The sequence below is a fragment of the Bacteroides sp. AM44-19 genome (assembly GCF_003603395.1).
In the GTDB taxonomy this organism is placed as follows: Bacteria; Bacteroidota; Bacteroidia; order Bacteroidales; family Bacteroidaceae; genus Bacteroides; species Bacteroides uniformis.
Window position 1 is genome coordinate 1 of record NZ_QTNB01000015.1, and the last position, 13,452, is coordinate 13,452.

The following is a 13,452-nucleotide window of genomic DNA, read 5'->3' on the forward strand; positions in this document are numbered from 1 at the left end:
CTGATATCGGTTATAAAAAGAAAAAGCGTCTAGCTAAATCAGGAAAAGACATAAAGGTACTAATTATTTTTCTTGCCACAAGGATTTTACTTTCTTTCCACTGCCGTATTCTTTTCTTTCCACAGCTGTGGAAAGAAAAGAATACGGCAGTGGAAAGATTAGCATTTAGGATAGAAAAGGATAACTCCCAATGAGTCTGTCCTTAGTTCTTGGCAGGCAAAGAAACAGAAGCCTCCAATATCGGGGAGACAGACTCCCAAACCTGAGCATCGATACTCTGCATTCCTTGCACAGAAGGATGCCCCCATTGTTTATCAATGTCGTGCAAACGAATATTCTCGATGCCATAGTGCCGGCAAATTTCATCCATGGAATCAGTTACCTCTTCGGATAATTCTGAATTGGTAATATTATAAATCCTGGCCGCAGGATAGAGCTGCTTGAGAGATGCAAGCAGATAGCAAAAGGCAGGACGGAAGCTATACAAATCGGCTTTCGTCCAGCCATCATATTGGTATGCGCCAATGGGAGCACCTGCCCAACTGTCATTGGTACCGCCAAAAACAAGGATTATGTCGGGGGTGCCGAGGTTGTGAATACGGGTGATAAAAGAACGGTCGGAGTAATCGGCTTTCTCGTAACCGGTATGACAGACGGTGGAGCCGGAATAGGAATTGTTGCGTTCCAACTGAAAGCCGTGCTCATGGATGAAACGGTACCACCAGGTTTCCTCCACCTTTGTCACATCATTCTCTTTCTTTTCGCCGGGAACTCCATACCAGCAGAGATTGGCGGCAGGAGAGACATGACCGTAAAAAGTGGAATAGGAATCGCCAAGAATAGAAACTTTCTTTTGAGCAAACACCCCTGATATAAGGGTCAGGGAAAAAACAACCAGAAAAAACAAGGATTTGCAGTTCATAATAGATAGATTTTTATGTCGTATGCCGCAAAGTTATAAAGTTTGTCCCGGTTTGACGGCAAGAAACCGTAGTTTTTTTGCCATAGCCCGCTTATATGAAAGCCCCTCTACCATCGGATTCCCACAAAAAAAGGAAATGCCGGATTGATAGAGGGGCGAGAGAATGAAGATGAGAAAGAGTATATTTTACTCCCGCCCTCCACCAAGGGCTTGATAGAGGTTGATGATACCTTGTATTTCATCAAAGCGGTCGGCTACCTGTGTCAGTTGGGCAGAGAGTAGCCCCTGCTGGGCAGTGAGCACTTCCAAATAGGTGGAAGTGCCGTGTTGCATCAGTAACCGGGTGCTGCGGACGGTAGTTTCCAGTGAAGTTATCTGCCTTGCGCGGAGCTCCGTCTTTCCACGGGCTACCTGCACTTGGGTCAGAGCATTGTTCACTTCGCTACCGGCATTGAGCAAAGCTTGCTGAAAAGCGAGCCTGGCTTCTTCCTGCTGTGCTTTGGCTATCTTGAGCTGTGCCACGTTCAGCCCTTTGTTGAACAAGGGTTGTGTCAGCGAGCCGATGGCGGAGAAGAGTAGTTTTCCTGGATTGACAATCATGCTTCCTGCCGAGTTGGTCCAGCCAGCTGTACCGCTCAAGGTGATGGAGGGGTAGAAAGCAGAACGGGCGGCATTGGTGCTGTAGAAAGCGGATGCCAGCGAGAGTTCGGCACTTTTCACATCGGGACGGCGGGAAAGCAGTTGCAGAGGTACGCCCACCGCAAGTTCCTGCGGGAACTCCTGCCCCGCCAACCGGCCACGCTCAATGGTGCCCGGAACATCGTCCAACAGAATGGAGAGACTGTTCTCCACTTCCTTTACCTGCTGCCGGAGGTCGAGCAGCGAAGCTTCCACCTGACGACAGTTGGCTTCGGATTGCGAGACACTCGCCTCGTTCGTCATGCCTGCAGCCATCATGGCTCGCATGGTGCGTACACTTTCGCGCCAACTGGCGGCTGTTTCTTCGGAAATGCGGTATTGCTCGTCGAGCATCAGCAAGGTGTAGTACAGATTGGCCACATTAGCTATCAGCGAAGTGCTGACGGCTTGTTCGTACTCCAAGCTTTGAAGGTAGAGCGCTTTGGAACGGCGTTTGGCATTGGTCAACTTACCAAAAATATCGACTTCCCAACTTGCCGAGGCAATGCCGGAATAGGTCCACGAGCCTTTGGAATTGTCGAAACTGCTGACGCCACCCTGCGGAGTGAGCATAAACGAAGGCAGGTACGAAAGTTTGGCCGACATCAGCGTGGCTTCCGCCTCCTTGATACGTTGCCGGGCGGAAAGCAGGTCGGTGTTGCCTTGCAAGGCTTGCTCGATGAGCGACTGTAATTGCGGGTCCGTAAAAAGCTCGCGCCAGGAAAGGGAAGCGATGGAGGCAGTGTCTGATGCCACAAACAGACTCAGGCTATCCAGACTTTGCCCATCCAAATCGTGTCCATAAAGTCCATCGGTCGTGATGTCCTCCGGGCGCTGGTATTTGGTATAGATGCCGCAACTGGTCAGTACCAAGCCGACGACAGCTAATAATATGAATTGTTTCTTCATTATTTTTTTATGTTAGTTACGCGATAATGTACTAATGTGATTCTTCTATCTCCTTCCGGCTTACTTTCATCTCTTCCTCAATCTGCCAGTCGCTCGTCGGGACGGATTGGGCAGGACGAAGCCGCTCCTGCAACCACTGGAAACTGATGAACAAGACAGGAACAATGAACAGCAGCGCCAATGTGCCGATGAACATACCACCGACAACACCCGTACCCAATGAACGGTTACCGTTGGCTCCGACACCCGTGGCAACCACCAAGGGGAAAAGGCCGAAAATCATCGTCAGTACCGTCATCAGGATGGGACGGAAACGCGCCTTTGCCGCACTGACGGCAGAAGCAATCAGCCCCATTCCCGCTTTACGGCGCTCGGCGGCATACTCCGTCAACAGAATAGCAGTCTTTGCCAACAGACCTATCAGCATGATAAGTCCCGTCTGCAAATAGATATTATTCTCCAACCCGGCTATCCTGGCAAAAAGGAACGACCCCATCAGGCCCGCAGGAACGGCCAGGATAACGGCAAACGGAATCAGAAAGCTCTCGTAAAGCGCACTCAGAATCAAGTAAATCATCAAGATACAGATACCGAAGATGATGACTGTAGTACCACTCTGCTGGCTTTCCTCGCGGGTGATGCCACCAAAGTCATAGCCATATCCCTTCGGCAAGGCTATCTCCGCCGTTTCTTGTACGGCACGGATGGCGTCACCGGTACTGTATCCCTCAGCAGGCATGGCATTCACGGCAATGGAGTTGAACATGTTGAAGCGGCTCAAGGACTCGGCACCGTAGGAACGGGTCAGCGTAACGAACTGGCTCAACGGAGCCATCTCACCGTTGGACATGCGCACAAAGGCATTGTTCAGTGAAGCCTCATCCAAACGGAACTTCGGGTCGGCCTGAATCATTACCTTGTAAACTTTGGAGAAACGGTTGAAGTTGGAGACATATTGCCCGCCATAATAGCCCGACAGTGTGGACAACACCTGGTCGGGAGTAATCCCGGCACGTTTGCACTTGGAAGCATCCACCTCGACGGTCCACTGCGGATAGCGTACATCGAACGTGGAGTATGCCATCGAAATTTCCGGACGCTGGTTCAGTGCCGCCAGATACTGCTGGGTGGTCTGGAAGAAGGTGTTCATATCCCCTCCCTGCTTGTCCTGCACATTCAAGTCCAGCGCATTACCCATACCATAGCCCGGAATCATACCCGGAGCAATGGCAAAGACTGTAGCATCCTTAATATCCGCCGTGCGAGCGTATATCTGGTTGACGACTGCCTGCACCTGGTCTTCCTTTGCCGTACGCTCGTCCCAAGGTTTCAGCTTCACGATAATCATACCGAAAGAATTTCCCTGCCCGGACAGCAGACCATAACCGGCAACTTTCTGCAAGTGCAATTTCTGAGGAAGGTCTTCCAGACGCTTCTCCACGCGGTCTATAATGTCATTTGTCGTCTTGAGCGAGCTACCCGGAGCGGTGCTAACGTTGACAAACAACGTTCCTTGGTCCTCGTCGGGCACCAGTCCGGTCTTGGTGGTATTCATCAGGAATACCAGCAGCACCACCGAAAGTGCCAGCAACGACCATCCCAGCCAGCGGCGCTTGATGAACAGCAACACTATCTTCTTATACTTCTCGACCACCGCCTCGAAAGCCGTGTTGAATGCCTTGCGGAAGCGCGAAGCAAAATTATTCTTCTCCGTTCCGTCCTCATTGATATAAGGCTTCAGCAGCAAGGCACAAAGTGCGGGACTGAGTGTCAACGCATTAATCGCCGAAATACCAACGGCCACCGCCATCGTCAACCCAAACTGGGTATAGAACGTACCGGAAGTCCCTCCCATGAACGATACCGGAATAAACACCGCCATAAACACCAGTGAAGAAGTGATAACCGCGTTGCTGATGCCCTTCATCGCATCGATACTTGCCATATAGGAGGACTTATAGCCCACATCAAACCGTGCCTGCACCGCCTCCACCACGACAATGGCGTCATCCACCACCGTACCAATCACCAATACCAGCGCAAACAGCGTAATCAGGTTGATACTGAATCCGGCAACGGACATGAAAGCAAACGTACCAATCAGTGAAACAACGATACCTACCAGCGGAATCAGCGTAGAGCGGATGTCTTGCAAAAAGACATAAACCACCAGGATAACCAGGATAATAGCCTCAATCAGCGTTTTCACCACTTCGTGGATAGAGGCGAAGAGGAAATCGTTGCTGGACATCATCTGGGTAAGCTCCACGCCTTTCGGCAAGTCCTTGCGTGCTTCTTCAAGGAGCCGGTCAATCTGCCGGTTCACTTCCGTGGCATTGGAGCCCGCGGTCTGGAACACCATGCAGGAGATACCGGGATGTCCATCCATGGTACCTTTGTAGGCATAACTGTCCTTACCCAGCTCTATATCGGCGATGTCCTTCAGTTTCAGCACCTCGCCGTCTTCGGTAGAACGGATGACGATGTCGCCGAACTCCTCAGGAGTAATGAGGCGTCCCGTATATTTCATGGTATATTGATACGTCTCATCCGAGTTCTCACCAAACGACCCGGTGGCCGATTCGATATTCTGCTCTGCCAGCACAGCCGTCACATCCGAAGGTATCAGCTTGTACTGCGCCATGACATCCGGTTTCATCCAGATACGCATGCTGTAGTCACCACCCATAATCATCATATCGCCCACACCGGAGATACGGAGAATCTGCGGCTTCAGGTTGATACTGATATAGTTGGCAAGAAAGTTCTCGTCATAGCTGTCATCAGGGCTATATAAAGAGAACATCTGTAAGATACTGGTCTGCCGCTTGCTGGTGGTGACACCCACCTGGGTTACTTCGGCAGGAAGCTGCCCCGTAGCTTTGGACACACGGTTCTGCACATTGACCGCCGCCATGTCCGGGTCTGTACCCTGCTTGAAGTAAACAGTAATGGAAACCGACCCTGCATTGCTGGCGGTAGAAGTCATGTAAGTCATGTCCTCCACACCGTTGATGGCCTCTTCCAACGGAGCGATAACACTTTTCTGAAGGGTTTCCGCACTGGCACCATAGTAAGTGGTGCTCACCATGATGGTGGGCGGCGCAATGTCGGGATATTGCTCAACGGGCAAGGTGAACAATCCGATGATGCCCAGAATGACAATCGTAATGGAGATGACTGCCGAAAAAACGGGGCGTTCTATAAAAGTTCTGAGGTTCATATTCTATCGGTTAAAAATTATCATTCATTCGTTTTGGGTTGGACGGAGGTACCTTCACGCAGCAAACCCACGCCTTCGGCCACAATTGTGTCCCCCACTTTCAAGCCACTCTCTACGATATATTCCTGACCTCCATTCACACGGGTCACTTGCACGGGAACTGATTGCGCCTTGCCGTCAACTACCTTATATACATAGACCTTGTCCTGTACTTCGTAAGTGGCACTCTGGGGAACAACGATGCAGTTCTCTTTCCGTACCGGGATGATGACGTTGCCCGAACCGCCACTGGTCAGCAATCCCTCTTTATTGGGGAACACGGCACGCAGACTGACTGTACCCGTAGAGGTATCAATTACACCACTGATAGTTTCTATCTTACCTTCTTGCGGATAGACAGAACGGTCATTGAGCTGTAATTCGATAGAGTCCATCTCTGCCAGCGCCTTATCCTTGGAGCCGTAGCGGCGGGTGAGGTCAAGCAACTGATTCTCTGTCATGGAGAAATAGACATACATATTAGAATTATCGGATACGGTCGTCAGTGGTTTGGGCAAACTGGCGCTGACCAACGTCCCCACCCTATAAGGGAGCGTACCTACCATTCCATCTGCCGGACTCTTCACTTCTGTATAAGAGAGGTTATTGGCGGCATTCACCTGCTGCGCCTCGGCTTGGGCCAACTGGGCTTTCGCTGTCAGCAGGCTGTTGTAGGAAGTCTTTAAGTCAAACTCGGAAATCACCTTCTGGGCATAAAGCTCCTTCTTGCTGTCATATGTCAGTTGCGAAGTGGCCACGCCGGCACGGGCAGCTTCCACATTGGCTTCTGCTGTGCGCAAGGCTGCCAGATAGGGCACCTGGTCGATAATAAACAAGACTTGCCCCCGACGCACGGTCTGTCCTTCCTCCACACAAAGTTTGGTGAGTGTACCGGACACCTGCGGATAGATGTCAATGTCCTGCCGTCCGCGGATGGCTGCGGAATAAATTGTCTGCAGTTCTTTGTCGGTAGTCGAAATAGTCATCACCTGATATTCCGACTGGGGTTGCACGACAGGCGCGCTGCCGCAGGCTGCCAGTGTTGCACTACAGATGACGGTCATCATCTGTTTCATCATACTCTTTTTTGTTATCATACTTTTTATCTTAAAAAAATAATACGTCGGCTTTCTCTTTCATTTTTTAAGCCGGCAGCAAAGGTATGCCGTTTTTGAACAACCATTTGTTTCATTGAAGGTACACGACTGTTCATTTTCGGAACATGCCATTTAACAATCCAAAAAGAACTCGTACCTTTGTAACCGCAAATCATAAGCAATCTAACATATGAACCCATTACTGACTACCAAACAAGAAACGTTCAGAGCCGGAACAGACAAGCTGGAATTCTTCCGGGAACGTCTTCTGAAAATGAACAATGGAGCACTGATGTTCTGCACCCGTGGAGAAGCAAATATCACAATAGATTTAAGAAAATATCATATTGTACCCAATACGCACATTACGCTGCTTCCAAGTTCCATTATTTCACTGACAAGTGCGAGTAAAGATTTCCTGGTGGACTTCTTTGCCTATTCCGAGACAATGTTCAAGACGGCATGCTTCCGTTTAGAGCCGCCCTTCATACATTTTATAAAGGAGAATGCATGCTATACGCATACCGAAGACGAACCGGTTCGTGCTATCACAGGACTCATCACGGCAAGCAATGCCATCTACCGCGATTCTGAAAATCTGTATCGCGAAGCCATTGCACAAAACCTGCTGCAAATTTTCTTTCTCGACACCTACGACAAGGTTCAACGTTACTTTACGGAAGAGCAAATCAATGGCAGTAACCGGAAAGAAGAATTGTTCAAAAAGTTCATAAATCTGGTACATACGTACTGTACTACCCAGCGGGATGTCGCTTTTTATGCTGACCAACTCTGCATTTCGACCCGCTACCTATCTGCCATCACCAAACAAGTGGCAGAAGATTCTGCCAAAGAAATCATTGACGAAAACCTGATATTGGAACTGAAAATGGCACTGCAATCCACCGGCATGTCACTGAAAGAGATTGCCGACAAATATCGTTTTCCCGACCAGTCTTTCTTCGGACGATATTTCAAGAAACACACGGGAATGTCACCCAAGGAGTACAGAGCAAAGAAGAACTGAGGTATGAGCATGCATTTATCCCCTTCTCCTCTGCCTCTTTAGTATTTTTTTAGTATATTTGTCAGACACTAATTTAATCAGTTCAATACCATGAGAAAACTTACACACATGCTCCTTGCAGGCACTCTCATCCTGGCCTGCTCTTCATGCGGAGTAGAAACAACAGCCAACTATCAAGTCATTCCCCTGCCCCAGGAGGTTGCCTTGAGTCAGGAATCCCCCTTCAACCTGAATGACGGTACCATCATCGCCTACCCCGAACACAATGAACTTTTGAAACGCAATGCCGAGTTTTTGGCCGAATACATCAGCCAGTCCACCGGCCACACCCTCCAGACAGAAGCCCTTGCCCCGGGGAGCGAAGCGCCCAAAGGCGCCATCACATTGGGACTGGATCCGGCCATCAGCAACCGGGAAGGCTATGTGCTGACCGTCAAAGCCGACCGGGTGACCCTAAACGGACAGACCGAGAACGGGGTGTTCTACGGTATACAAACCCTGCGTAAATCAATCCCCGCCGAAACCAAAGCCACCTCTATCCTATTGCCTGCCGGCAGCATCCAGGATGAACCCCGCTTCAGCTACCGGGGCATGCACCTCGATGTGGGCCGCCACTTCTTTCCCATTGAGTTCGTAAAAAAATACATAGACTTGCTGGCACTTCACAATATGAATACCTTCCACTGGCACCTCACCGAAGACCAAGGCTGGAGAATAGAAATAAAGAAGTATCCCAAGCTGACGGAAATTGGCGCCTGGCGCGACCGTACCGTTATCGGCCGGAACACCGAAGAGTATGACAACACCCGGTATGGCGGTTTCTATACGCAGGAGCAAGCCAAAGAAATCGTAAAATATGCCGGGGAGCGCTATATCACGGTCATCCCCGAAGTAGACCTGCCCGGACACATGCTTGCCGCACTGGCCGCCTATCCCGAAATGGGATGTACCGGTGGACCGTATGAAGTGTGCCCACGTTGGGGCGTATTCGAAGATGTGCTGTGCATCGGCAACGAAAAGTCCATGCAGTTCCTCGAAGATGTCATGGCCGAAATCATTGACATATTCCCTTCCAAATACATCCACATCGGCGGTGACGAAGCTCCCCGCACCCGTTGGGAAAAGTGTCCCAAATGCCAGGCACGTATCAGAACCGAAAAATTGAAAGCCGACAAGAACCATACTGCCGAAGACCGTCTGCAGAGCTATTGTATGACACGTATCGAAAAGCTCCTCAATAGTAAAGGACGCCAGATTATCGGCTGGGATGAGATTCTGGAAGGCGACGTCGCCCCCAACGCAACTGTTATGTCATGGCGTGGCTCGGCAGGAGGAATCAAGGCGGCCCAACTGGGACACGACGTGATAATGACACCCAATGACTATTGCTACTTTGATTATTACCAAAGTGAGGATACCCGGCACGAACCATTTGCCATCGGAGGCTTTGTCCCATTGGAGAAAGTATACAGTCTGAATCCTACCGCCTCACTGACCGAAGAACAAGCCAAGCACATACTCGGCACACAAGCCAACCTTTGGACAGAATACATCCCGACCAGCGAACAGGTAGAGTATATGGTTCTCCCCCGTATGGCCGCCCTTGCCGAAGTACAATGGACACAACTGGAAAAGAAAGATTATACAAACTTCACTACCCGACTGGCCGGACTCATCGGCCTCTACCGGAGAGACGGGCTCAACTACCGGGAACCCTTCCGACAGCAGGCAGACTCCACAGCGACCGAGAAGAAGTAATCAGAACTGGAAATAGATAAACGGCTGTATCTCCGAACTTTTCATCTGAATGACCAGATAGATTACAGCAAGCATCAGTACCGCCTTTCCCAACAAGGGGAGGCGGATTACTGTTTTTGTGCAAGCACGTTCCCAACTGTCGGGCACAAAATGCAGCAGATAGCCCAATGCCATCAGTGCAAACACTTCCCAATAACCCTCTACCAGCTGCGGGAAGAGTTGCGGACGGAAAGTAGTGAATATCTGCTTCAGCATATCCATTGATGTGGAGAACTCCGCATTACGGAAGAATATCCAGCAGAAACAAACAAAATGGAAAGTGACAAGCACTCCGAAGAAGCGGTGGATGCCATGGCTCTCCGTCCCCTTCTTACGCCCGGTAAGCGTCATCCAGAACTTATGGGCTGCAAGCGCAACGCCATGCATCATTCCCCAAAGTACAAAATTCCACGAAGCGCCATGCCACAAGCCGCCCAGGAACATGGTAATGATGAGATTGGCATATTGGCGGATTTTCCCCTTCCGGTTGCCTCCCAAAGAAATATAAAGGTAATCGCGCAACCAGCTGGAAAGCGAAATATGCCACCGCCTCCAAAATTCCGTAATGGAAGCGGACTTATAAGGGGAATCGAAATTGATATTGAAATGGAAGCCCAGCAACAAGGCAATGCCGATAGCCATATCACTGTAACCGGAGAAGTCGCAATAAATCTGCAAGGCATAGCCATAAACACCTATCAGATTCTCCACCCCCGAATAAAGAGTAGGATTATCAAAAATACGCTCTACAAAGTTAACGCTGATATAGTCCGATATAACCGCTTTCTTGAAGAGCCCACTCACGATGAGGAAGATTCCACGTCCGAACATCTCATTGGAGACAAACAGCGGGCGGCGGATTTGCGGAATGAAATCACGGGCACGTACAATAGGACCCGCCACCAACTGGGGAAAGAAAGAAACATAAAAAGCATAATCCAACAAACTGGTCAGAGGCGTTATCTGGCGACGGTACACATCTATCGTATAGCTCAACGACTGAAAAGTGAAAAAAGAGATGCCCACCGGAAGGAAAATATCCATTGTCGTGAACGTGCCTCCCGTCAGCGAGGCAAAAGTTTCGCCCAGAAAATTGGTGTACTTGAAGTAACACAACAATCCCAAATTGATGAACAGACTCAACACAACCCATGCCTTACGTAGCCAGGGAATAGCCTCGCGTGCCATCAAGCGTGCAATGAAAAAGTCACAGACCGTCACCAGTCCAAGCAGGAAGAAATAAGTGCCACTACTTTTATAATAGAAGTAATAGGAAAACAAGGTGACAAACAGCAAACGCGCCGTCGTCCGGCGTTGCAACAACAGATAAACCAATATAAAAGCGACAAACAGCCAGAGGAAAATACCACTGCTGAATATCATCGGGGCTTGCGGGTCATAAGTGAAGACATCGCGCAAACGGTCCAAGTCTATATTCAATCCGGATAAAAATTCGTCAATATTCCACATAATCGTTATAAGCTTTTAACAAGGCCTGGTAGAACAGCTCGCCTTGCAGGCGGTAACCGTCCGGCAAATAGTGTACATGGTCCGGACGCATCAATCCGGCTTCCTGCCAGTTGAGGCAGGCACGGTGGGTACCGCCAAGTATTTCGTACATGTCCCATACCGCCAATCCGTTTTCATCGGCATAGCAGCGGATAGTCTGCACGGCAACGGCAGTACGCGGATTAATCTTATAGGTCCGACGACGGCGACGCTGCCGGAAACTCTCGTAAGAGCCCGGAGGAGTGGTCATCAACATCGGTACATTCGGCAGTTTCTCGCGAAGCATGCGTACAAGGTCGTCCATCTGGCGATAGTGCAGCATTGTATTGTAACGGCGGTTATGGCTTTCGTTCGTCCCGAAGGAAAGAATAAGCAGGTCGGGATGCAGAGCCGCAATATCAGCAATACGGTCCGGACGGGTGAAAGTAGTACAAAATGCACCGTTGATACCTACATCGGTATAAGAGACTGCCCCGAAAGTGTCCTGCATCAACGCACCGGTGGTACGGGGGAAGATATGGCCGCGTATATGGCTGTCGCCCACATGTACGATGCGAAGCGTATCAGCGGAAGCGCCCAGCCGAGACAGACGCAACTTCTCCCAGAAAGGATTAAGAATACCCAGACTGTCGGTAAGTACATTCTCCTTCATTTGCCGGAATGCGGCGGGAAAAGTTATCAAAGGGACAGACACCGTATCCGTACGTTGGGAATAGAGGCAGAGAGTATCACAATCCGCTCCACTGGCATGACACGAAAGGCTGCCTGGCAGTATGTCCTGTGCATGGAGCGGCCGTATCGCCGCAATCAGCACCAGCACCGCGCAGCAAATCGTACATCGTAAATCGTACAATCGTGAATCCTCCTTATGGCTCCTCTTCATAGTAGGCCCTCCTTCTGTCATACTGTTCCTTGCCATAAATCAAAGACTCATAAAGTAATCCCGCAAGATGCTTTCCACCACGGAAGTTGATGTGCGTATAATCATAATTGGCCAATGACGGCTTGGCATGCACCATGTCTGCCATACTGCCTTCCCCACCCATAGCCTCGAACATGTTCCAGAAAGCGACAGCCTCATCCGCCGCCAAATTCTGTTGATAACGAACCAGATTCTTGATGCCAGGCATGGTACGCAGCTCCCCTTCTTCGGTCTTATAGTCCCTATCGCCCACGCTGACTATGAGGATGGCTGCTTGCGGAAAGGCCTCCTTGAGATGCTGCACCGTTGTCTGCATGCCGGCAATGTACTTGTCGTAATTCCGTCCGCGCTCTGTAGCCACATTCAGTCCGTACTGCAGGATTATCAAATCGTAAGGACGCTGTTCATTGAACTCACGCATCATCCACACGGGAACAGAGCGGAGGGAAAGGCCGGAGCTGCCACGCAGTGAGAAGTTATCCAGCACAATGCCGGAAGTACCGTCCATGGCAAGGCCATAAAACAAGGTGGAGTCCGCACTTTCCACCGTCCAACGGACAGAACCGATATTTCCCTCTACCGTCATCTCCTGCAAATCATCAATCGGCTCAAAAGTCTCGGTAGTTGCTTCGCCACGATTGACGCGGACAGAAAGGGTGGTTGTGCCACGGTTATAGAAAAAAATACTGGCACGCTGGCAAGTATCCAGACGGGAGGCATAGTTCTTCTGCCCCCGCAGTTCCACATAAGCACCGGTATTCGGAATAAAGTAATGTCCGGAGACTCCCAGCTTGCTACGGTCAAAGAACACGGAGTCCATGACAGAATGACTCTGCCATCCGCTGAAGGAATGACGCACTGTAGGACGGAAGCCACTGGTCATGGACGTAATGGTGACAAAACCTACTCCGCAACCGCCATATTTCTGCTGAAGCATCTCGCGTAAATCAGCCGTCAGAATATCCGCTTCGATAAAGGAGTCGCCGAAGTAGGCGATACGAACCGGACGGGGTGCTTTGGCAAGCTCGTCGAGCGCCTGATAGAACCGCGTCATGCCACGCATGGTAGAATCGCTGTAATCTTCAATGCACGTCATGCCCGCACGGCAGGTGTCCACAAAGGCGGGCTTCACCTTCGGGGGCGGAGGCAGCAGGCTGTCCGGCTCACTCACCGGCTTGGAAGGACGACGCACGTCCCCCAAGATATCCACACGCCTCAGCACACGGCCACCCATCGTAATACTTGGCAACAGATGCATCAGCAACAATGCACCCCATACGATAAACGCCAACAGACCCGTATATTTCAATGAATTCTTTTCCATACCTA

9 protein-coding genes and 1 pseudogene are annotated in these 13,452 nt (G+C 50.3%); 3 read left to right on the top strand and 7 right to left on the bottom strand.

Annotation, left to right across the window (positions count from 1 at the left end; genetic code table 11):
- Positions 1 to 194 (top strand): annotated as a pseudogene (locus DW947_RS21750) (hypothetical protein); the annotation flags it as partial.
- 8 nt (positions 195 to 202) lie between these two features.
- Here the strand turns inward: DW947_RS21750 and DW947_RS17150 are convergent.
- From DW947_RS17150 to DW947_RS17165, 4 genes are all read right to left on the bottom strand, one after another.
- Entirely contained in the window at positions 203 to 922 is a 720-nt protein-coding gene (locus DW947_RS17150) for an SGNH/GDSL hydrolase family protein (protein WP_005825612.1), read from the bottom strand.
- A gap of 186 nt (positions 923 to 1,108) precedes the next feature.
- Positions 1,109 to 2,509: a TolC family protein gene (locus DW947_RS17155; protein WP_005825616.1), complete on the bottom strand. Its 1,401-nt coding sequence runs from the start codon at positions 2,507 to 2,509 to the stop codon at positions 1,109 to 1,111.
- A 31-nt stretch (positions 2,510 to 2,540) separates the two neighbouring features.
- A complete protein-coding gene (locus DW947_RS17160; protein WP_005825618.1) occupies positions 2,541 to 5,732 on the bottom strand; it encodes an efflux RND transporter permease subunit in 3,192 nt (1,063 codons plus the stop codon).
- Positions 5,733 to 5,752: 20 nt separating this feature from the next.
- Positions 5,753 to 6,868 carry an efflux RND transporter periplasmic adaptor subunit gene (locus tag DW947_RS17165; RefSeq protein WP_005825620.1) on the bottom strand — a complete coding sequence of 372 codons (1,116 nt, stop codon included), beginning with the start codon at positions 6,866 to 6,868 and terminating at the stop codon, positions 5,753 to 5,755.
- A gap of 190 nt (positions 6,869 to 7,058) precedes the next feature.
- Between DW947_RS17165 and DW947_RS17175 the strand changes: the two genes are divergently transcribed.
- Both DW947_RS17175 and DW947_RS17180 read left to right on the top strand, forming a co-directional pair.
- Positions 7,059 to 7,895, top strand: a complete 837-nt coding sequence (locus DW947_RS17175; protein ID WP_016271980.1) for a helix-turn-helix domain-containing protein — start codon at positions 7,059 to 7,061, stop codon at positions 7,893 to 7,895.
- 90 nt (positions 7,896 to 7,985) lie between these two features.
- Complete coding sequence (locus DW947_RS17180; protein ID WP_005825626.1) at positions 7,986 to 9,653, top strand: beta-N-acetylhexosaminidase; 1,668 nt, start codon at positions 7,986 to 7,988, stop codon at positions 9,651 to 9,653.
- Here the strand turns inward: DW947_RS17180 and DW947_RS17185 are convergent, their stop codons facing one another.
- Genes DW947_RS17185 through DW947_RS17195 form a run of 3 tightly spaced genes read right to left on the bottom strand, consistent with a single transcriptional unit; the run spans position 9,654 to position 13,447 of the window.
- On the bottom strand, positions 9,654 to 11,162 hold the full coding sequence (locus tag DW947_RS17185; protein WP_005825628.1) for an MBOAT family O-acyltransferase: 1,509 nt from the start codon (positions 11,160 to 11,162) through the stop codon (positions 9,654 to 9,656).
- Positions 11,149 to 12,105, bottom strand: coding sequence for an SGNH/GDSL hydrolase family protein (locus DW947_RS17190; protein ID WP_117963538.1), 957 nt, complete (start codon positions 12,103 to 12,105; stop codon positions 11,149 to 11,151). The genes DW947_RS17185 and DW947_RS17190 overlap by 14 nt, the downstream gene beginning before the upstream one ends.
- Positions 12,068 to 13,447, bottom strand: coding sequence for an SGNH/GDSL hydrolase family protein (locus DW947_RS17195; protein WP_005825636.1), 1,380 nt, complete (start codon positions 13,445 to 13,447; stop codon positions 12,068 to 12,070). Before DW947_RS17195 ends, DW947_RS17190 begins: the two co-directional genes overlap by 38 nt.
- Between the last annotated feature and the right edge of the window lie 5 nt (positions 13,448 to 13,452).